Below are 21,576 nucleotides of genomic sequence, written 5' to 3' on the forward strand. Positions count from 1 at the left end.
AACAATTCTTCTCAATATTTCTTAACCACCCCATCTCCCTATCACCATCTTCCCCACTCCTCCTATGCTTCTCACTCAAACAACACCATCTGACAATTATTCTGATGCAGCCGTAGGTATCAGCTTGATTAGAAACAGCATTGAACTGAGCAGGCAAACTGCCGAGTCATGGAATAAAGCGTGGGGAGATGCAATCAACCCATCTGGTGCGCTGTGGGCAGGACTATGTAATCTAGGCACAACTCTTGCAGCTCTAAGTATCATTCTTCTTGCCATCAAAATGGCTTCTGACTATCAAGAAAAGCGTTTTTTGTGGTCAGAGTTAGCTGCATCTGTTATCTACCCGTTGGTCATTGCTATTTTCTTGGGAAATAACGGCTATTTACTTTCTCAAACCGTTATCTTAGTCCGAAATATCGGTCATCAACAAGTTGTTAGTGTTCTCAATATTCAGCTAGCTGATACTACTTTTAAAAGGGCAATATCTGATGTAACTCTTACTCAAAGTGTTAAGACTCAAGTATCGACCATTTACGCCGAATGTCAGGGAAAAACTGGTAAACCACTAACAGATTGCCTGCAAGAAAAAAGACCTATTGTAGAGCAAATTCTTGCCGAAGCAGAAAAACAAAATGGTGGATCGCTAGAACAAGCGCGTAAAGCCGTTGCAGAATTAACAGATTTTGTACAGAATCCAGGGACTGTTTTTAGTGCTGCCATTTCCTTAATTTTAGTTACTTTTCTTTATGCCCTTCAATGGGCTTTCGTCAACATTTTAGAAGCAGCACTGATTATGACCGCCACTTTTGCGCCTATTGCTTTGGGATTGAGTTTATTACCTTTAGGCTCAAAACCTATATGGGCTTGGGCTAGTGGCTTTATCGCTTTGTTTGGCGTGCAACTTGGCTACAACATTGTGGTGGGTTTAGCTGCAACGGTAATTGTCGCTGCTGGCGCACAAAGTGCTTCTGATTTGGCATTTTTAGCTTTTATCAGTATCTTTGCTCCAGCCTTAGCACTACTGATTGCTGGAGGTGGTGGGGTGGCACTTTACACAGGTATCAATAGCAGAGTAGCCGCCCTCGTCAACGTTGCTTTTGATGGTGTGGTTGCGATCGCTACGGGTTTAGCAGGAAAAACCTCTTAAAGAAGACACCGGGAGTTACTGCATTATATGTTGAAATCTTTGGGACAAGTTAAGCAAACCAAATTGCTGCTCGATTCTAAGGACATTCTGCCCCTATGTTTTGTAGGGCTGACTGCTTTTAGCTTGTTGAGTTTTTTCTTTATATTATTTTTGAGTTTTAAAGTCAATCAACTTGCAGCGAGAAAAACAACTTTTGTACAGTTAGTAAATGGTCGTGCTTTGGTTATTTCTGAACAGGACTACCTGTACCGTCACCCAGAAGTTATTAAGAATACTGTTAGGCAATGGGCAAATTTAACTTTTAACTGGGATGGCGTTATTTTAGGAACCAAAGAGTTAGATAAAGGGCGGGATATAGGTAAGGGTAAGCGTGTTACTACCAATGCTTATTTTGCTTCATTTTTAATTCAACAGGGTAATCTTGGATTTCGCCAAACAGCATTACAAGCTCTAGCAGAGATTACTCCATCAAGAGTATTTAGCGGTCAGGTTGCCTCCAAAATTATAATTTCCTATCTTTCCACTCCCAGGCAAACAAAAATGGGTGAGTGGGAAGTTGATATGGTGGCGACGCGGGTATTAGTAAATCTTTCCGGTGGTGCTGATGAAGAAATTCCAATTAACCGCATTTTTACCCTACGAGCCGTAGATATTCCTGAACCACCATCTCCAAATGCTTCGGCACTAGAACAGCAATTATATGAAATCAGAAGTGCTGGTTTAGAAATAACCAAAATTTCTGAATTTACAGCGAATAATTAAATATGAATACTCAAGGGAACTTACAAGAAAATTCTGCTGAAAAACTACAGGAAGAATTAACGGCAGAGGAAGAATTAGAAATATCTGGATACCGACCCGAACAAGTAGCTCTTATTGACCAAGAGTATTTAATTCAGCTTGATGGAGAGCAAGCCGAACCACGCGACAGCAGCGAAAATCCTCTTGTTCGAGGTGCGATCGCAGCTTTATTGGTAGGTGGTGTGATGGGTTTTGCTTGGATGATATGGTCTATCTTCTTTGCTGCAAGACCGATAGCCAAGCCCACAGTCACCCCAAAATCCACACCAACAGTTTTTGCAGAAAGCGAAAGTGACGAAGCGGCTCGCCTCAAGGCTGAATTGGCATTGCGAAACCAAGCCAGTCGCACCGAAGGGCGACCACAAAAAACACTATCCCCCTCAGTTCCAAAACACTCCGCTCCTACAAGCATTCGCAAACCTACACCTGTTCCACAAGTTCGTGTTGTCAAAGAGCTTTCACCACCAAGAATCATTCGAGAAAGAGTTCTAGTGCAACCGCCACAGCCCAGAATTACAATGTCTAGCAACAAGCCACTCCGCGTCTATGCTTCCTCCTCAGCTCCCAATCCTGTAGAAACTGACCCCTTTGAGCAGTGGAATAAACTTGCTACTTTGGGACAGCAAACAGTTGCAAGTAATGACATTAAGCCTGAAAATCAGTCCTTGAAGCAGGCACAAGCTTTACCCAACAATACCGATGCGACCACCGTTGCAGATAATACCGCTAATTTCACTAGTACAGCAAAAGTTCCAAAACAATCTTTGGGGGCTGAAGTTGCCACTTCAATTCCTGTCGTTGCAGTTAGTGGCGATGTCTTTAGAGAAGGCAGTGGGCGTTTACGCACTCAAGCAAATAGCGGTGGAGAGCAAATTCTAACATCGGGGGAGTGGGGAATTTTAAATCGCACCCCTGCAAATTTTAAACGTCCAAACTTTAAACAAACTGTTGCTACGTCTTTGGTTTCGCCATTGCGAGTTCAGATAGGTACAAGTGCAAGAGCTAAGGTTTTAGTGCCAATGATTTGGACAGAAGACGATAAAAACCAAGGGCGCTTTGCCGTGGAATTGCTCCAAGATGTTTTATCCACCGACAACCGCGTAGCACTACCAAAAGGAACAATTTTGATTACAGAAGTCGATTCGGTTTCCAAAGCTAACAAACTTGTCAAGCAGAGTGTTGTTGCTATTGTTTATACCGATAGTTCTGGTCAAGTTCGGCAACAAACAATACCTAAAGACGCTATTTTAATTCGAGGAGAAGACAGCCGACCTCTAGTTGCAAAATCAATCGAAGATAGAAGTGCTGCGATCGCACAACAAGATATTTTAATTGGCTTGTTGGGTGCTGCGGGGCGTTTAGGTGCGGTTTTTAACCAAAACCAAACTCAGTCTTCAACTGTAATCTCCAACGGTGGGTTTAGCAACCAGACAATTACAACCACAGCTCGACAACCAAATGTTTTAGCAGCAGCAGTCGAAGGATTTTTCAAACCAATGCAAGAGCGTTTGAGTAAGCGTGCAGATAAAGCTTCTGATGAACTTGAGAGGCGCTCTAATGGGGCAATTGTGCCTGCGGAGACGAAAGTCTCCATCTTTTTTAATAGTTTCTTTGAAATTTCTCGTTGATAAGAATATGAGGAGATTTTTTGGTTCGGTGGGTACAATTGTGCTTTTGTGTTTAACCAACATACTTCCTGCTCATGCACAACCAGCGGTATTGACAGTTAGCACTTCGGAAGCAAGAGGTCTGAACTCAAAGGCAATTAACGTTCAAGTTTGGGCTGGAAGAGCTACTGCAATTGATTTTTCCAGGGTTAACGAGCGGATTACCCAGATTTTTCTAGCAGACCCCAGCCGCTTCACCTACGCCACCGACACAGCTACACAAAGCGGTCAAGCAACCACTGTGTTTCTTCGTCAAATACAGCCCTTAAAATTTCCCCATCTGACAAGGGCGAACGTAACCAATTTATTTATCAAGACTAAGACTGAAGATGGTACAGCGCGGCTATATACCTTTAACTTGCTACCAGGAGAAAATTCACCCAAATATAACGGTTTGAGCATAGCGGTGGGAAGCAAACAGCAACGGTACATTTTGGAGGTTGGTTCATTTCGTCAGGCTACGCTTAATGATATTGAACGCGGTTTGATTTCTGCGGTGCGTCGGGGTTATACACCACCATCAGACCCTGTTGTTGCAAAGATTAGAGAGTTTTTAGCCTTGGCTCGAAATACTTCCGATAAATCTTTAGTGGAAATCGCGCAAAGTGTGAACCTCTCCCTAAGAGTGCTGACGGAACTGGGATTATTGGGAATTGAAGACACAGCTACCCCAACCAGAACTGTACCAAAATCATCACTCAATCAACCTTTAATGCATAATTCGATACCCAAAACAGAATTAATTCGTTTCCGTGAATAAATTCTATCCTGCTATTTTCTATCCACCTTTAATACTCAAATTCTTGGCAAAAAATCCTGCGCCTAGTCTGAGTGCCTACCACCTCCTCTCTACTAGAAAGCCAGAGCAATTACTAAAACACCAAGGTAGTTATACTTCTATCCTTCCAAAAGTTTCGTTATTACACGTTTCTATTTATGTATTGTTTATATCTATCAGTTTTCTAATTACCCTATCTTTTATCCTGCTGTCTCCCCTCTGGTTGGTTGCTGTTACTTGGGTATCTGTTGGCTTGGGCATTTTCTGCGCTATGTTCCCTGTTTCTCTTAAAACATCAACTAACAAAAACATTTCCAAGTACCGTCAATCACCAACCGAAGTTAAAAATGAAACTGTTTTACGCTTGCAAAAACACGAAGCCAAACTGCGCCAGTGGATTGCAGACAAGGTTTTACAGCCAATTGGTCGTAGTGACGCTCCTGCGGGTGTTTCTGAGAAAGCTTTTTATCAGGTTCTTCGGCACGTTTTTCCAAATGCCGTTCAGGGCGTGGCATTCCAAAATCCGCAATTTTCTTATCCTTACTCAGCAGATTTTGTGTTTGTACATACAAGCAGTTTAAGTATAGATATTGAAATTGATGAACCTTATGTAGGCAACACCAAAGCTCCCCACCACTGCATTGACCAGGGTAAGGATGAGATCAGAAATAAATTTTTTACCAATGGCAATTGGGTGGTAATTCGCTTTAGCGAGAAACAAGTGGTTAAGTACCCGCGTAGCTGTTGCAAGGTTATAGCCTCTGTTGTGGCGCGAGTAGCTGGCGATCGCACATACCTGTTTCAACTGCAAAGTGTACCCGATTTACCTCATGAACCGATGTGGACGATCAAGCAGGCGAAAAAGTGGGCGAATGTTGATTATCGCAAAACTTATTTACCTGTTTTTTACGGATGATTATGCAACTCCAAGATTTACCAATGCTGTTTGACCAAGGACAGGCTGTTGTTGCCCTGGAAACTCCACTCACCGAGCGGATGAAGGTACTGGAATTTCTACATACATTAGCCAAAAGTTGCAGCCTGCCTTTATATTTTTGGAATCAAGGCTACTCACAGTTGCAGCAAATTGATGAATCTATGCGACTTGTGCCAACTGATACTGAATGTACATCAGGGTTCGCTTGGTTGTTGCAACACCGCAATGCGCCGGGGATATTTGTCTTTGAAGGTGCTATTTCCCCAGATGCGGTCACGGGTATATTTCCGCCGAAGACAGTAGCAATGCTGAGTAATTTGGCTTACGACCTAACTGCAAACAAGGGTCAGCAACTGCTTGTATGCTTAGAAAGCTACATTGAGTTTCCAAGAGAGTTAGTAACTTTAGTACCAGTACTCAGCTATCCCCTTCCCAGTGCAATAGAAGTTCGGCAAATAGTAAGGAACTTAGTGGAGAGTCGATTTGAGTTGAATGTTGATCTCAATTTTGACATCTTAATCCGAACCTGCTTGGGTTTGCCTATGGGCGAACTGGAAATGTTGCTTTCTCGACAGTCAGGAATTGCCCATTCCCTAGAAGAACTGACTAATGCAGTCTTGGCTTACAAAAAGAGCAAGCTAAAAGGTAGGGGAGTGGAGTTTATCAACGAGTCAGATGTACCGCAAACTGGGGGTTTGGACTTGTTGGAAGAAATGCTCCAACGAGCTGCTGCCCTGCTGAGTCCAGAGGCGAGAAAACACAATCTCCAGTTTCCTAAAGGGATGATTCTTTGGGGACCGCCGGGGACGGGAAAATCTTTGAGTGCAAAGCTGGCAGCAAAGAAAATGGGCGTGCCGATGGTTGCTGCTGACTGGGCGGGACTACGCGGAGCGACAGCTTACGAGTCAAGAAAGAATTTGCGGGAGTTTCTGCAATTTTGTGATGCCAACGGTGAATACGGTTTAGTTTTGTACTTTGACGACTTTGATAAGGGATTTGCTGGTTTTGACTCCGATAGCGATGGTGGCGTGTCTCGTCAATTGGCGGGAAAGCTTCTAACCTGGATGCAAGAGCGAACCTCCCAGGTATTGGTGATGGCGACAGTTAATAGATTGGAGTTTCTACCTCCCGAATTGGTGCGCCGCTTTGACGACATCATTTTTGTAGACCTTCCCCACGCTGGGGCAAGATATGAAATCTTCAAATTGCACCTAGCTAAATATTTTCCGGGATTGGATTTTAGCGATCGCGATTGGTTGCGCTTGCTCAGAGAAACTAAACTTCTAACTCCGGCAGAAATTGCCCTAATTGTGCGGAAAACAGCAGAAGAAGCGTTTTACAGAAATACCAAACAATTTTCTCACCTAGAACTGGGCGGACAACCTCTAAAAGTAACTGTGAAAGATTTTTTAGAACAACGGTACAACTTCACTCCCAGCATGATTCGGGAGGAGGACAAAATTATTGAAATTCGTAATAAAGCAGTTTACGCACGTCCGGCGGCTTCGCCTGATAAAAGTCGCTGGGCAAAAGAGCCAGAGGTTTTGTTTGGGAGTTGAGAGAGTGTAAGCTTTACTGTGCGACCTCACAGTTAGGTTAATGCAGTTAAAATTGGATAGTTACGCCTTGTGTTTCAATCGCTCAGGAGAAACGATAACATGACTGAAACTGCGGAAAAACTCAAGCTTGAACTTTCGCAACTCTCTGCACAAGAACGTGCCGAAATTGCTCATTTTTTGATTCAATCTTTAGATGCAGATGTTGACAATGATGTAGAGGGCGCTTGGAATACTGAATTAACTAAGCGCCTAGAAGACATTCATCATGGGCCAGTTATTGGCGAACCTTCAAATCAAGTATTTTCCGAGTTACGAGAGAAATATTCGTGAAGTTTATCGTTATCCACACCGAAGCAAGGAAAGAACTTGATGCTGCAATTGCTTATTATGAGGAGCAAAAATTTGGCTTGGGACTTGATTTATTATCTGAGGTGGAGAAAGTTCTTGGAAATATTCAGCAAAACCCAAATCTGGGAACACCATACAAAATTGAAGGGGTACGTCGTTATGCAATTAAACGTTTCCCTTATCTCATCTTTTATATAGAGCTTGAAGAAGTTATTTGGGTTGTGGCAATGCGGAAGCCGCCGCTACGCGAACGCACATGGGAAACGCAAACCAGATTATTGGAAAAAACGAAAGATAGAAATGTAATGCGATTTTTAAGTTTGCTACTATCAGAGCGATAATTAACTGCCAACCAGCTTTCGAGGTCAGCGAGGATTGTAAAATTTAGTAGTGCTTCTCCCAACACTTCCAACTGTTGTATGGGTAGATTTTTAAGTTGCAAACTTATAGCTTCAGGTAGTTGTCCCACTAGTCAATTTAGCAAGCGAAGGACAAGCGATCGCTCTGCCCATTCTCCCCAACTGATAACAATTTCGATAAATTTATTTAAACTCAAAAAATATATCAGCCATTATTCTCAGCCAGCCACCTTTCGAGGTCAGTAAGACTGGTAAAATCAAGTAGGTCTTCACCCAAAGCTTCCAACTGCTCAATCGGTAAACTTTCTACTCGCTCTACTACTACATCAGGCAGTTGTCCCACCCGTCGATTTAGCAAGCGAAGGACAAGTGATCGCTCTGCCCGTTCTCCCCAACTGGTAACAATTTCCATAACTCCCTCTTTTTCTGGTTCTTCCAGTTTACCAATTTCTTCTTGAAACCTTTGCTCCTCTTGACGATTCAACCGCAGATAGGTATCTATAAATCCAGAAATTAATCGTGTCCTCGCTGGGTCTAGACACAATGTTGCCAACAACCGCAAACACTCGGCTTTTACCTTTGGTCGTTCTTCTGGTTTAATTTGCATCTTTGCCATTAAAGCTGCTGCGACTGGGTTGGATTGCTGTACAAAATCTCGCCAATTCAAGCGATTGAGTTGAATGAAAGCAAAGTTAAACTCCAACACCTTTAAATCAGCAAACTCCACCACATGTGTATGTACTTCCTCACGCTGGGGTTCATCAAAAGAAAACACGACAATGGGATATACACGTTGTAAATACTTTTGATATAAGCGGGCAAAATAGAAAAACATACGACGAGCAAAATCTGCTTTCGTATATGATTGAGCCTCGACATGAACCAAAAAGCCTACGTCCTCACCAGCTTGTTTAACTTCTACTAATAAATCAATAATTTTATCTTCACCTGATGTCAAATCCGCGAAATATTCTTGGGGAAGAAAACGAATAAATTTGCGGTCGATTGTGCTGGCAACTTGGGGGAGAAACAACTCAATAAATTCAATGAAAAATGTTGAGAGAAGTTCTTTGAATAATCTGTCGTGGTCGGTCATGTAACAAATTTAGAGAAATTATGCTGCAAAACATAAGTATTAACATATATTAAAATACTACCATTGGGATAGACTCATTTACGTCTTTAGAAAAGCACAACCTTGTCTTTAAATAATCGAAAATTATTCATCAAATCAACCTCAATATTGATGCATGAAAACTTTTCGATTTTTAGGCTTACTATTTCTGCCTATCTCTTTAGTAATACTTACCTCTTTTAGCACTTGGCTGTCACTTCCATTTGCAGCACAAAATCCGCCAACAACAGATTTACCTTCTCGCTTGCTGTCCGTTGCTAATAATTATCAAGTTCTCTTACCAGATTGGCAACGCATTTCCTTCGGCACAATGCCTCCCATTCAAAAAAGTGGTTCAATTAATATTGATGGTTTTCTCAAACGCTGGGCGGCAGGAGATACACCCGATAAATATCTAACTTTAGATGATATTGAAGAAGCGTTACGACCGGATTTATTGAGTTTAAATACCATTGCCAAAACTGTCAGCAATCTCGAATTAAACACAGTTGCTTTAGATGCTTTCCCGCTTGTAGAAAAACAAACTCTCCAACACTTAGCAGAGGTCGTACCAAATCTGGGACAGACGAACACCGCACAAATACCGCCCATTGCTGCGCTAATTCAAGCCAATACCCCCAAAACCGATATTTACACTCCACTTTCTACCCTTCTGGCTCAAAATCCAGCGTTAGGTAAGCTCAAACTCAACCAAATTGACCTATCATCCTACACAATTTCGGACATCCCCAACATCGATGCGGTGCAGTTATCGAATTTTGCAGGCTGGCAAGATACTTTAATCTCTGGCGTACCTGGACTAAATGCCCTGCCCTTAACTTCCTTCCCCATTCCCCTTGCAGAGTTAGGTAATACGGTTGCCAGAATCGATTTTATCTGGGGTAAAGCAGAAAAACGCCGCCAACGAACTATCTCTGGTTCGGATGTAGCTGGTTTTTCCGTTCCCTGTGAGGGGCAAAATTGTCCGTACATTGAACTCGACAACTTGGAGAATTTAGGACGCAACGTTAGGGGAAAATTTGAGGGGCGTTCGTGGATCAGTGGTAAGTACCAGCAAGTAGAAGGCGGTTGGGGCTGTTTGAAAGCGATGAATGGCGGCAAAGAACCCACGGGAAGGTTGCCCTATGGCAGTGTTTTCAAGGTTGTTGTGATGGAAGCGAATGAAAAAACCGATACCGTTGACACTGCTTTGTTCTTCCGCTTTAAAAACGCTTGTGGCGCTACACCTTATTTTATTGGTCCGGTTCCATTTCTTACCTATAAGGTAAATGCACCCATCTTTATTGGCACTTTAGACAGTCCTCAGACCAGAAGCATCTCCACTCCCACTTCAGCCAAGGATGTGGCGTTAGTTATTCCTGGCGCTAGCAACACACCAACTGTAAAAAATACCGCTCAATTTAATTGTCAGTCTGGTCAATTTTCTCAAGGTGTCTACTTGGATAAACTTTCCAAATCAATTGCTGGTATTGAAAGCAGTGGTGGTAATTACAGTGCTGTTGGTTCCTACGTCTGTGCCGAGGGTGGGAGTAATTGCGGAGTATCACTGGGTAAATATCAGTTCATGAGTTACAACAAGTACACCCAAGAACAAATTGTCCAAGTCTCTGGTGGTCAAGAATTTTTAACAAAGCTTTCTCAAGGATACCAGCCCAGCGACCCGGAGGTATTTCAATTCTTTCCCCCAACTGCCCAAGAAGCAGCTTTTCAAAATAGTATCGCTGACAAAATTAATCTCACATCCAAGGAAATTGATCCTACAACTGGGCAAAATTTTTCAGGAGAACGCCTAATTGAACGAGTAGCCCAAAAGCACTTTGGTGGCGATCGCTCCCAAGTGGATAGCAAAGCAAAAGATATATTTGGCAGGCTTTCTCTAAAAAATTACGGCGAAGATGTCTTAAAGAGCTACAAACAAAATTTTCAAGGATGTTAACGTTCCGGGTTAAAGGTAACAAAGATGAAAATGACCCCCATCCCTGACAATAAACTCGTGCGTTTGGTACGCTACTTCCATTTTAGTTTGGGAATTTTTCTACTTATCAGCACCTTGTTGTTGAATGGCTGTAGTAATACAAACAGTGCTGAAGTTGGGCTAAATTGGCATAATGTTAGTAAAATCCCAAAATCATTAGTAAATTTGGCTGTATCGGAAAATACCTCTTTGCTGCCAGTTGAAACAAGTTCTATTAAAGTTGCTACTATTTCAACTCATAAGAAGGACAAGCGTCTATATCTGTTGAACTTCAACTCTTCCGATTTGTGTGGAAGACTGGGATGTTTGTACGCAGGTTATCTGAGTCAAGGTCAAGGGCAGTACAGTAGTGTAATGAATCTCTATTTACAACCTGATTTACCGCCTGGAAAACATTTAATCAACATTACTTCAGATAGTTTTACTAACACTTCAAAGTTACCTTGTTTGGATATTCAACAGGTTAATTTTAATCCTACTTTACAAGAAATAACTTATTGCTTTGACGGCAGTGATTATCAGCCTGTTAAAAATACTCTCCTCAAATTACCCGTCAAATGAACTACCAATTTCTATCAACTTCAGATATTACACAGCCCCCAAATCAAACCATGTTGGAACAGCTGCCAAAGAATGGTTTTCAATCGGGTATTGACTTTAATGGGCTATTGAAAACTTTTGCTAATCCAGAAGGACTGGCAATGGTAGGAGGTTTAATATTTCTAATTCTTTTAAGTCAATTTACTGGTGGTAAAAAGGGCAAAATTTCCACCGGACGGCTGGTAGGAAAGGTAGAAAAACTAGCAGCTACTAATCTTGCTCTTAAACAAATTCAAGAGCGTAAGCACAATAAAGTATGCTTTTGGTGCGGCTCACCCCGTTATTGGTTTTCGGGAAAACTCAGGGGATTTGGAGCAAAATTTCAAACATTCCTGGGTGCATCACCTACAGTTTGGATTCCCCACGTCGAACGTTCTACTTTAGTCCTGGGCGCTCCCGGTTCAGGGAAGACTTTTGGTACGATTGACCGCATGGCTCAAAGTTGTATGGTACAGGGTTTTCCGCTCATTGTCTATGACAAAAAGGGCGACCAGATGAAGTTGCTGGCACCATTGGCGGCGCGGTACGGTTACGACGTGTGGATATTTGCTCCTGGCGAACCCTACAGCGAAGTCATAAATCCATTGGACTTTATGGAGAATCAAGAGGATGCGGTGACAGCAGCGCAAATTGCCCAAGTAGTTAATGCTAATGCTGGTAGTGGCAAAAGTGATGAATTTTTCTCTAAAGCTGCTGATTTACTAGCAAAAGCGCTAATTCAACTCGCTAAGGGTAGCGATTGCCCAGACTTAGCAACAGTGTACTGCATCCAGTCTGTTGATGACTTTATCAACAAGCTGTACGCCGCAGTGCAAGCGGGTAAAGTTTCTCGCTGGGTTGCTGCTTCATTTCAACAATACCTCAAGGCCAGGGATAGTGAGAAGACGATCGCAAGTATTGACACCACTACTGTGGGGATATTTTCCGCTTTTATTCAGCGATCGCTACTTCCGTGTTTCATTGGCAAAAGCACCATTCCCACCAAACTATCGGGACGACAGATACTAATTTTTAAGTTAGATGATCCCAGACGTGATGTGGTAGGACCTTTGCTAGCTGCTGCTCTTCACATGACAATTGTCAGCAACCTGTGTACGCCCCGTTTTGATCCAATTGGAATTTTTATTGACGAGTTACCTTCTTTGTATCTAAAGGCACTACCCCAATGGATTAATGAGTATAGAAGTAATGGCGCGTGTTTTGTCTTGGGTGTGCAATCCCTAGAACAGCTTGCTAATGCCTACGGAGAGAACTTAGCAGCTGCCATTACCAGTGCTTGCAGCACCAAAATTTTATATAACCCTGCCAACTATTCCACCGCCGAAAAGTTTTCTCAGTCCTACGGCAACAAAGAACTTATCATCAAAAATAAATCTATCAGCGATTCCAAAGAAGGGCGCACTACCACTTGGGCAGATAATATACAAACAATGCCCATTATGACCGCAGACGAGATAATGCGCTTTCCCCAAGGTAAGTGTGTAATAACCAACCCTGGCTATACTTCTTCTTCTGAGGGTTCTATTCCTTACCCCTTAACTATTCCCATTCCCAAATCAGATCAAAAGCAAATTGAAGAAACCGAGAAACTTTGGTCTCAACAGGTATGTCCGCGACTGATTGCGCGTTCTCCTCAAATTGGCCTAAATCAGCTAGATGAAGCTATAGATTTAAGGAAACAAATTGCGGAGCAGCTTTTAGCTACTGGACAATTTTCCAAAACATCGGCTAACCAATCAGAGTCAGAAGAAATAGAATTGTCTTCTCCAGCGTCTTCTGATTCTCCTTGGTAGTAGTTTAGATAGCTGTGCTTAAATACTGCCATCAATATTGGTAATCATATGTCATCAAACCTTGAATATACAAATACACATCTTTTTCACTAGTTGCAAATTCTATTAAGCGATACTTCCGTAACACCACTCATTTTCTTATGATTTCTAAATGACTCGGCTATAAATATACACTTAAACTTGATTTCTAAGGTTTTTTCGGAATCATACTCATTTTTTCATGTTTATTTTTTGCCTAACAATACTTTCGTTGTTACTTTAATTAATATTGCTATTCTTGAATTTGACTGGAGTGTTTCGGCATTTACTTAGTTATATGAATTACTTATATATTTTTTGTTTTCAGAGAATATGGCTATCTATTCTCTTTCTGTTTTGTCTATTTATGACAAAAATAATGTATAAAACCAAACTATTGTAACATTTATTTTTACAGCAATTAAAATTATCCAACTATCTAAGGTAGTATCTTTTTATCACTTTTGATAGATTCCACCTAGAATTTATTCTTGGCAAACTGTGTTACAAGCTTGGAATATATAAACTCCACAAATATTACAATTGTTGCCACATAAACCAAATAATCAATGAAAGCCAGCCACAGCAATCATTGAAATCATTTGAGTTATGAATCGACAAAATCTATACAGTAGATTAGTTTGAGCAATCTTGGAGGTTACTAAGTACAGTTCACCATAAATGAAGTTTGGAATTCAGTTTTGGAATGAACAGCGAAAGAGTGCGATGCTCCAAAGGAGTCGCTATGCGATCGCAATTTTTATTTTCGACCCCTTTTGGCGGTGACGTGTACTAAGCGACAAATCTATCTATTGTATTTGTGGTTTCAAATTAAAGGGCGTATTCCACTGGATACACATCTACCAAAATTGGGCAATTAGGCAATATATACCAAATCATTTGAATTCAATAATACGACTGTCTAAGATTTAAAAATAAAAAAGGAAGTTTGTATTATTAAATTTAAAAATTTTTATTGGATTGTTGCCTGTAATTAACAATAATTAGCCAAGGCTTGTAGTCTAGTTTATTTACGTTGCATTGATATAGATATAGGTCTATTCTACAAGCAAATATTTAAACCAGGATGCAAATATCAACACTTAATAGTCCTTTATTACTGGAGGGCGTGAATATTTCATCATTAATAAACTTGATGAAATTTTTCACACGCATTTTGGAGATGACACAAGAGAATAACTTCATTCAAGACTCAACTTTACTACTTGCTACAGAGCGAATTAGAATGAAACACAAAAATTTTAGAGTTATCGCCTATAAATTGCCAAATGGACAAACTGCAATTACTGTTCGCCAAATGGCTGTAGCTGTCCAGAAACCATCTAAGAATGCTAAAGAGTTTCTTAGAATAACGGGAGTACGCCCTTGGAAAGTTCAGATGCCAAACCGTTGTATTACAGATATGATTTCTTTATCAACTGTTGCTGCTTATTGGAAACATTTGAATGAATCTGGAAAAGGCAATATACAAACCAGATTGGGTCAACAATTGTTGATTGATTATCTAGCAAATCAAGCAAATCATTTAACCGAGGGTTCCTGATCAACAAACTCCCCTCAGAGTATTTGTCCAAGCTTATTATCTCGGAAACTTTTCTCCCCTGCATCTGTAATATGCAGTGATGTTATAAATTACGAGGCAATTTTTGCTTCGTCCGTGCTACTTGCCCATCTATCTGCCAGTCCCCTCAGAATTTCCTCAATTTCGTGATGACTAGCAGACAAAACTCGTATTCGCCAAGAAGTCTCTCCCTCACGAATCTTTAGCCAAAAACTATCTTGGAATTCTTTGGGCATACAAGCCAGCAAGCTAAAAAATTCACCAGCTTCAAGGTCTAGTTTGCCTGTTCTAAACCGACTGAGCCGACTTTCGTGAATTCCAGTCCAGGCGCTCACTTGCTTGGCTGAATAATCAAAAGCCAACAATAACTGATTAAAAATTTCTCTGTGCTGGCTCATAGTAACATATCTTTACTTTACTATTGCCAATTCAGCAATTTTATATTTATATAATTGCTATATTGGCAATTTTGAGTTTTTGACGTGACTTAACTCATTAATGAATGAAACATCATGAGTATCCACATCATAGCACCTTTCACATCTACTGCTTCATCCAAAGACTGCGTAATCAAATTGTTAAATACTACACCTAAATACTGACTTAAGTAGTAGTTTAGCAACTCGCTCCCTACCTCAGAACTGGCTTTTTATGAGAAAGCCTACTTCAGTAGCACATTTATCTACGCCAACATTTTAGTGTCATTGATTACATACTAAATAACTTTGTAATTTGGGAAACTAGTTGAGCGCCCACAAGTACAGCTATTGCTGTTTCCAGCGTCAAGAATTTTCCAAATTTACAGCATAGCTGAAATACAGCAGCGGCCAATGTGAAATAAAAAACTTCGCCGAACTGGTAGATCAGTGGCGAGACTTCCTAATCATTAGTTATCCAAACATAATGACTCACAAAAATTTCAAAACTCAAGGAAAGTTTGACCTCCTTCAGCTAACGCATATAGATGAAGTGGAAGTCATGCGCCAGGAGGTACAGCCATGACAACTAAAAGGCGCATTATTCGCCGTCCACAACAATTTGAGGAATCAAAAATGGAAGGGTATTTTATGATTTCTAAACGAGATGCTGCGATCGCTATTGCTAACAAGCTAACAGGCAACCAATGCCGCCTTTGGCTTTACTTAATGATGATTGACCCATTTGCTGACTATACACCAGGCGGTGAAATTAAATATCATGATTTACCTTCAATAGCAGATATTGGAGTCGCTATAGGTAGTTCACCAGAAACGATTGAGAAGGACTTAAGAAAACTTCGCACTCTTAGACTCTATGATTACCGAACTGTGACGGTGCAGGGTCATAACTTAACATCTGCTAGAGCGAAAGCAGAAGCAGAACGACTATCGAAAGAAAAGTCAAAAATAGGCTCAAAAGCTAGTAACCATAAAACTTCCGCTTATTTAAGCTCCCAGGAAGATTATTTAAACCCCGACGAGGATTATTTAAACTCCAATGAGGTTTATTTAAGCTTCAACAGGGATTATTTAAGCTCTCAACAAAGTCCAGAAGCCTTGCCAAACGAGCATTCTATCGCTCCTCATACTATTCAGACTTATACAGACTTTATTCAGACTCTCTCAGAAGAAGAGCGAGCGAGTTTTTTGAATTTTTGCAAAGAAAAAACGAAGAATTTATCACAACAGATCAATGACATTGAGGCATGGCTAGCGCACAAAAACAAAGCCGGACAAAACCGTTGGCAGGTTTATTACGAACAATACTTGGCAATGCAACATAATGCTGCCACTGTTCAACAATCACAGTCGCAGCCCTGCGACAAAGCAATGAGGCAGTTTCAACAAGAAATTGAACAGCAGCGTCAGTTTGCGATGCAAGCTTGGAGGGACAAATCATGATTGATAAATTACCTCCTCAGAGCATTGAAAGTGAAGAAGCCATTCTTGGCGGGATAATGCTTGACCCAGAAGCAATTAACAGGGTGAACGATGACTTAATTCCGGAAGCCTTTTATATCAGCGCCCACAAAGATATCTACCAAGCAGCATTGCGCCTCCACTGTTCAGGTAAGCCTACAGACTTACTCTCAGTTACAAATTGGCTGGCTGACCACGATCTACTAGCCCGTGTTGGCGGTAGAAATAAATTAGCAATGCTTGTAGACCGCACCGTATCAGCAGTCAATATCGACGCGATCGCCGCGTTGGTAATGGAAAAATACCTGCGACGGCAGTTAATATCAGTTGGCAACGAGATTGTACAACTGGGCTACGAGACGGAAACCGAGTTACCAACAATTCTTGACCAAGCAGAGCAAAAAGTTTTCCAAGTTTCTAACCAAGGATTGTGTTCAAACACCGAACATAACAGCACGATTAATATTGCTGCTTACCAGGAATTGGAGTCCGGACGGCCCATTTATCCAACAGGACTGAATGAACTTGATAAGTTGATGGTGGGATTTGAAGGTGGCACACTCACCATTATTGGAGGCAGACCGTCAGTTGGAAAGTCCCAGATTGCTTTGTTCTTAGCCCTCCAAATGATATTGCTGCACAAGTTGCCTGTGATTATTTTCTCGTTGGAGATGACCAAAAAGCAGTTGGAATACAGGCTGTGGAGTTTAATTAGTGTGACTCCTCAGTACAAAGATTTCAATTTAATTCCACTTTTGAGCGATCGCATCCGCAGACATCGGGCAGGATTTGAACCTTTAGCGGATTGGGAATTTGACAGCATTGCTCAAATCGTCAGTATTACCTCAGAGTTACCGCTATATATAAATGACAGCCGAGGGGTTACGGTTTCTGGAATAGCTTCCTCTTGCCGACAAATTCAAGCACGTGTTGGAAAGCTGGGGCTAGTTGTAGTTGATTATCTCCAGATGATGGCTCAAGACATCGGCAGCAACCGCAGCTATGAACTGGGAGATGTGGCGAGGGGAATTTACAAAATGGCGGGAGATTTAGATGTTCCCGTATTGGCACTGTCTCAAATCTCTAGGGCAGTTGAGGGCAGGCAAAACAAACGCCCGATGATGAGCGATCTCAGTCAGTCAGGGATTTTAGAGATGGTTGCAGACAATATTATCCTCGCATACCGGGATGAGTACTATAACCCAGACACTGCGGATAAGGGAATTCTAGAACTAATTGTGGCTAAGGCACGGCATGGCAACACCGGAGTAGCGACAATGTTCTTCGACAAGTCCTATGGAATTATCAGAAATCTTGGTTAATGGAAAGATTGCTGTCATCCAAGAATCTCATGCAGTAAACTTCTTGGGAATCGAAGAAATGGAAACACAACTGCGTCCAGAGGTTTTAGCCACCTTAATCCAACCTGCGTCAAATGTACGTGATAAATTTTCAGTATCATCTTCATCACACCCTATCCTTCAAGTTGACCCAGAGTTTCAAAATCTCATTCCCCCTTTATCATCTGAAGAAAAACTGCAACTGGAGGCAAACTTACAAGAATTTGGCTGTATTGACCCTTTGGTAGTATGGCTGGGTACTGGCATCCTTCTAGATGGTCACAATCGCTATGAAATTTGTATCCGGCTGCAAATTTCTTACAAGATAGTAGAAATTGAGATTACAGACCGAGCAGCAGCTATCTGTTGGATTGCCAATCATCAGTTAGGGCGACGGAACATAACACCAGAAACTGCGAGTTATCTTAGAGGCAAGCGCTATATACATTTGAGAGGAAATCGTGAGGATAACTTGAAACAGAATTTACCGAACGGAAAAAATTTCCTATCGGTAGAGGACGATCCCCAACAGCATTTACCAAACGGAAAAAATCCAATCAAGGTAGATGTGGCTAAAAGTTTGGCACAACAGTACAAAGTGAGCGATCGCACAATTAGGAACGACGCTCAATTTACTGAGGCACTTGATACTTTAGCTACTGCATTCGGAGAAGAAATAAAACACTTACTTCTGACTCGTAATACTAGATTGACCAAAAAAGATATCTTATCGCTAGCCAAGGTTGTGCAGCAAGAAGGGAAACAATTGGCACAAAAGCTACTAGATAAAAAACTGAATAAATGCGATATTGTTCAACAAATTAAGAGTAAGCAGCCTGTATCCAATCCACATTTTGTTGGTGAAATCTGCCAAATTATTGCCAAAGGCGATCCGGAGTTAAAAAAGTTTTCCGGCTGCTGGTGCATAATTATTGAGGTTAACACTTACAGTTGTGCTGTTCAAACTTACAGAATGGACTTTCCTGCTGTCAAACTTGAAAACTTAGAACCTGTATATACTCCGAATGAGCCAACAGCTGCGAAAAATTGCGATCGCATCCGGCGACTAGCAGACGAAATTTACAAAGATTTCGAGCCAACCCATGCAGCTGTAATGGAAGTGCTGGGAAGATTAGCAGATCCTGGGAGTCTCACCTCTAAGCAGGAACGAATACTGGCTTTCTTGGAAAATGAGTATAACTTGTAGTTGATGATCCAACGTTTAGAATTGGATTGCGATGAGCGCCTTGATAAACTGGAAGCAGACAGTTTGGAGCAGAAAATCATGACTGTTGCGCGACCCTCATCTCCTACATTAGAAGAGTTTCTCAAGCTACCAGAAACAAACCCTGCTAGTGAGTACATTGACGGCGAGATTATCCAAAAACCAATGCCGAAGACCCGCCATTCCCGACTTCAAGGTAAATTGATTGATGTGATTAATGAAGTTGTTGAAGAGAGGCGAATTGCCTATGCTTTTCCAGAATTACGGTGTACTTGTGGAGGTCGCTCGATAGTTCCCGATATAGTCGTTCTCAGGTGGGAACACATTGAATTTGATGAGAATGGCGAACCTGTTGATGATGTGTTCGTTCCTCCAGATTGGACAATTGAAATTCTCTCTCCCGACCAAAGTTCTAACCGCGTTACTGGTAATATTTTGCACAGTCTCAAACATGGTTGCCAACTTGGATGGTTGATTGACCCAGACGACCGTTCAGTTTTAGTTTTTCAACCAAAACAACAACCAGAATTGTGTCATGGAACGGATAATTTGATTGTGTTGGATGGAATTGACCTAGAGCTAACAGCTGCTCAATTATTTAGCTGGCTCAAGATGAAGAAATCGTAAGTATTAGAGGTCTAATTCTGCATCTTTGTGGTGCTTTAAATAATTAACTTGAGATTTCACTATGCAATCTTGCTGTTGAGAGTTACTCAAGTCAGAAACATTAGCAGATTCATTCTTTTGGACGACATTGTGGCTACGGGAGTTCGAGGTATACATAGATAAGTTTTGAGTATGATTTTGAATTTTGGAAATCAACGTATTTATTGACGTTTGCTTGTCGTCTTGGCTGTTACTTGTAGCACGTTGGACTAACGCCAAAACATCTCGTTCCAAGTCAAAATCGATACCCCGTGCCAAAAGTCCTTTGAGAGTGCAAGCCTTTCCATTTCTACCTAATTTCCCCGCCTGGAAAGCTACCCCATCTGTTGAATAAGAAATACCTTGAATGACCCCCTCCTTGGTAACTTTTACTTTAGTTTCCACACCTGCTGCTTGCAGTTTCTCAAGAAATTGGGTCATCGTCATTTCTGGTTGAATGGTAGTGTCTATTGCATCCTGAATTTTCTCCACCGCGCTATAGGATGGTGGTTGATCCCGTAGCCGCAGTTCAAATTCTTGTCGTTCGCGCATCATACGTCGCTTTTGTCCAGTAGAAGGTGCTGTGTGGTCTACTTCCCAAGAACAGGGTACGGGAGTTAGGTTGAACTGGGATTCTAGATTTCTCAGAACTTTTTCCAAACGTCTTTTATCCCACCAATCAGATACACATTCACCATCGATATTGATGCGACTTGCGGCGATGTGCAGGTGGAAGTAGTTACGGTCATTGTGGGTGGCGGCAAAATAGAGACAATTATCAAAACCCATACCCAAAAGCGTACTTTCGACAATTTCCTGTAGCTGTTGTTGATCTGGTCTTTCTCCCGGTGCAAAGCTAAGAGAAATGTGGCTGACGGGAGATTCTACTCTAGAGTTGAGTTGGCGGGTAGCTGCAAGTTGTCTGTAAAAGTCTTGGGGAGTTTCTCCGGCGAGGTTGGTAAAAAGAAGTTCTGCTTCTTCTTTTTCTAAGATGTATTTAGTGAGTCCGGCGAAGCTTTTACCTTTTTTAATCTTCCCAATCATCGCCCAAAGATAGTTTCTCGTTTGTTTCTTCGTCAGTCCCTAAAAGTAAATGTAACCGCAATCTATTGATTTGTTTGGTTAACTCCTCGAAAGGGATGGGGTCGATGGGTGGTGGTATTAATCCGTTGGCGATCGCACTATTTTGAGCTTTGGCTATTTGATGAATATTTGTGCCTATATTTAACAACTGCCAGTAATATTGCCAGTTTGCTTGGGGGATAGTTTTGATGCGACACCCAGCCATAGAACGCCTGACTAATTCTGCTTTACTGATACCTACTTTTTCGGCTAAAGCTTGCCAATGTTCATTTTGTTCCTTTGTGAGCAGCATTTCAAACCGAATTGTATGTTGCTTTAGTTTGGCTGGCATTTCGATAGGTGGGTGCAATATTTTTCCAGCTTGGCAAGTTTCTAGATCAGCTGACAACTATCAAAAGTGATATGCATCAATAAGCAACCCAATTTTTAAAACTAACCTGATTTTAGTAAAATAGCGTAATTTTATGTAGTTTATAATTCACGAGTTTGAAGGGCTGGAAATAGGTTCTGAGGGACTAATTCAAATTCGGCAGACACTGGCTGCTGAATTTGAAGTGTGTTAACTGATATAAATAAGTACCTATAAACTAGTTACGAATAGTCAGAGTTTTATTAATTGATCGTGCAAATGTAGTTAAAGTTGTGTTGTTAATATGACTGATATCGTTGATGAGTTCTTCGTATTT

The 21,576-nt window shown here is 41.4% G+C and carries 20 protein-coding genes and 1 pseudogene; 16 read left to right on the top strand and 5 right to left on the bottom strand.

The genetic code is table 11. The annotated features are described in order from the left end of the window. The first annotated feature begins 64 nt into the window (after positions 1–64). From ACE1AT_RS28420 to ACE1AT_RS28455, 8 genes are all read left to right on the top strand, one after another. Positions 65–1,147, top strand: coding sequence for a hypothetical protein (locus ACE1AT_RS28420; RefSeq protein ID WP_374874498.1), 1,083 nt, complete (start codon positions 65–67; stop codon positions 1,145–1,147). A gap of 27 nt (positions 1,148–1,174) precedes the next feature. Beyond that, positions 1,175–1,909: a hypothetical protein gene (locus ACE1AT_RS28425; RefSeq protein WP_374874499.1), complete on the top strand. Its 735-nt coding sequence runs from the start codon at positions 1,175–1,177 to the stop codon at positions 1,907–1,909. Positions 1,910–1,911: 2 nt separating this feature from the next. Beyond that, the gene (locus ACE1AT_RS28430) at positions 1,912–3,576 is read left to right on the top strand and encodes a hypothetical protein (RefSeq protein ID WP_374874500.1); all 1,665 of its coding nucleotides are present in this window, start codon (positions 1,912–1,914) and stop codon (positions 3,574–3,576) included. Positions 3,577–3,583: 7 nt separating this feature from the next. After that, on the top strand, positions 3,584–4,375 hold the full coding sequence (locus tag ACE1AT_RS28435; protein ID WP_374874501.1) for a hypothetical protein: 792 nt from the start codon (positions 3,584–3,586) through the stop codon (positions 4,373–4,375). Then, positions 4,368–5,309 (top strand): hypothetical protein, encoded by a 942-nt coding sequence (locus ACE1AT_RS28440; protein ID WP_374874502.1) that lies wholly within the window; start codon positions 4,368–4,370, stop codon positions 5,307–5,309. Before ACE1AT_RS28435 ends, ACE1AT_RS28440 begins: the two co-directional genes overlap by 8 nt. A 2-nt stretch (positions 5,310–5,311) precedes the next feature. Next, a complete protein-coding gene (locus ACE1AT_RS28445) occupies positions 5,312–6,889 on the top strand; it encodes an ATP-binding protein (RefSeq protein WP_374874503.1) in 1,578 nt (525 codons plus the stop codon). Positions 6,890–6,988: 99 nt separating this feature from the next. Then, positions 6,989–7,219 (top strand): addiction module protein, encoded by a 231-nt coding sequence (locus tag ACE1AT_RS28450; RefSeq protein ID WP_374874504.1) that lies wholly within the window; start codon positions 6,989–6,991, stop codon positions 7,217–7,219. Next, positions 7,216–7,578 (top strand): type II toxin-antitoxin system RelE/ParE family toxin, encoded by a 363-nt coding sequence (locus ACE1AT_RS28455; RefSeq protein WP_374874505.1) that lies wholly within the window; start codon positions 7,216–7,218, stop codon positions 7,576–7,578. The genes ACE1AT_RS28450 and ACE1AT_RS28455 overlap by 4 nt, the downstream gene beginning before the upstream one ends. A gap of 20 nt (positions 7,579–7,598) precedes the next feature. On the opposite strand, the pseudogene ACE1AT_RS28460 reads toward ACE1AT_RS28455, so the two are convergent. Then, positions 7,599–7,706, bottom strand: a pseudogene (locus tag ACE1AT_RS28460) (DUF4351 domain-containing protein); the annotation flags it as partial. A 95-nt stretch (positions 7,707–7,801) separates the two neighbouring features. Beyond that, entirely contained in the window at positions 7,802–8,692 is an 891-nt protein-coding gene (locus ACE1AT_RS28465; protein ID WP_374874506.1) for an Rpn family recombination-promoting nuclease/putative transposase, read from the bottom strand. A gap of 154 nt (positions 8,693–8,846) precedes the next feature. Between ACE1AT_RS28465 and ACE1AT_RS28470 the strand changes: the two genes are divergently transcribed. The 4 genes from ACE1AT_RS28470 to ACE1AT_RS28485 all read left to right on the top strand — a co-directional run bounded on the left by ACE1AT_RS28470 (position 8,847) and on the right by ACE1AT_RS28485 (position 14,681). Further along, on the top strand, positions 8,847–10,667 hold the full coding sequence (locus ACE1AT_RS28470) for a M23 family peptidase (protein ID WP_374874507.1): 1,821 nt from the start codon (positions 8,847–8,849) through the stop codon (positions 10,665–10,667). A 24-nt stretch (positions 10,668–10,691) separates the two neighbouring features. After that, positions 10,692–11,267, top strand: a complete 576-nt coding sequence (locus ACE1AT_RS28475; protein ID WP_374874508.1) for a hypothetical protein — start codon at positions 10,692–10,694, stop codon at positions 11,265–11,267. After that, the gene (locus ACE1AT_RS28480; protein ID WP_374874509.1) at positions 11,264–13,099 is read left to right on the top strand and encodes a type IV secretory system conjugative DNA transfer family protein; all 1,836 of its coding nucleotides are present in this window, start codon (positions 11,264–11,266) and stop codon (positions 13,097–13,099) included. The genes ACE1AT_RS28475 and ACE1AT_RS28480 overlap by 4 nt, the downstream gene beginning before the upstream one ends. A 1,264-nt stretch (positions 13,100–14,363) precedes the next feature. Continuing rightward, positions 14,364–14,681 (top strand): hypothetical protein, encoded by a 318-nt coding sequence (locus ACE1AT_RS28485; protein ID WP_374874510.1) that lies wholly within the window; start codon positions 14,364–14,366, stop codon positions 14,679–14,681. An 89-nt stretch (positions 14,682–14,770) separates the two neighbouring features. Here ACE1AT_RS28485 and ACE1AT_RS28490 read toward each other — a convergent pair whose 3' ends face one another. After that, positions 14,771–15,097: a hypothetical protein gene (locus ACE1AT_RS28490; protein ID WP_096677366.1), complete on the bottom strand. Its 327-nt coding sequence runs from the start codon at positions 15,095–15,097 to the stop codon at positions 14,771–14,773. A gap of 600 nt (positions 15,098–15,697) precedes the next feature. On the opposite strand from ACE1AT_RS28490, the gene ACE1AT_RS28495 reads away from it, so the two are divergent. From ACE1AT_RS28495 to ACE1AT_RS28510, 4 genes are all read left to right on the top strand, one after another. Next, positions 15,698–16,579 carry a hypothetical protein gene (locus ACE1AT_RS28495; RefSeq protein ID WP_374874511.1) on the top strand — a complete coding sequence of 294 codons (882 nt, stop codon included), beginning with the start codon at positions 15,698–15,700 and terminating at the stop codon, positions 16,577–16,579. Next, positions 16,576–17,919 carry a replicative DNA helicase gene (gene dnaB / locus ACE1AT_RS28500; protein WP_374874512.1) on the top strand — a complete coding sequence of 448 codons (1,344 nt, stop codon included), beginning with the start codon at positions 16,576–16,578 and terminating at the stop codon, positions 17,917–17,919. The genes ACE1AT_RS28495 and dnaB overlap by 4 nt, the downstream gene beginning before the upstream one ends. Then, entirely contained in the window at positions 17,894–19,144 is a 1,251-nt protein-coding gene (locus tag ACE1AT_RS28505; RefSeq protein WP_374874513.1) for a hypothetical protein, read from the top strand. Before dnaB ends, ACE1AT_RS28505 begins: the two co-directional genes overlap by 26 nt. Before the next feature lie 78 nt (positions 19,145–19,222). Further along, entirely contained in the window at positions 19,223–19,789 is a 567-nt protein-coding gene (locus ACE1AT_RS28510; RefSeq protein WP_337884506.1) for a Uma2 family endonuclease, read from the top strand. A 3-nt stretch (positions 19,790–19,792) separates the two neighbouring features. Here ACE1AT_RS28510 and ACE1AT_RS28515 read toward each other — a convergent pair whose 3' ends face one another. Continuing rightward, the gene (locus ACE1AT_RS28515; protein WP_374874514.1) at positions 19,793–20,851 is read right to left on the bottom strand and encodes a relaxase/mobilization nuclease domain-containing protein; all 1,059 of its coding nucleotides are present in this window, start codon (positions 20,849–20,851) and stop codon (positions 19,793–19,795) included. After that, a complete protein-coding gene (locus ACE1AT_RS28520; protein WP_374874515.1) occupies positions 20,835–21,221 on the bottom strand; it encodes a hypothetical protein in 387 nt (128 codons plus the stop codon). Before ACE1AT_RS28520 ends, ACE1AT_RS28515 begins: the two co-directional genes overlap by 17 nt. Positions 21,222–21,576 lie beyond the last annotated feature (355 nt).

The sequence above is a fragment of the Pelatocladus sp. BLCC-F211 genome, from assembly GCF_041928655.1.
In the GTDB taxonomy this organism is placed as follows: domain Bacteria; phylum Cyanobacteriota; class Cyanobacteriia; order Cyanobacteriales; family Nostocaceae; genus Pelatocladus.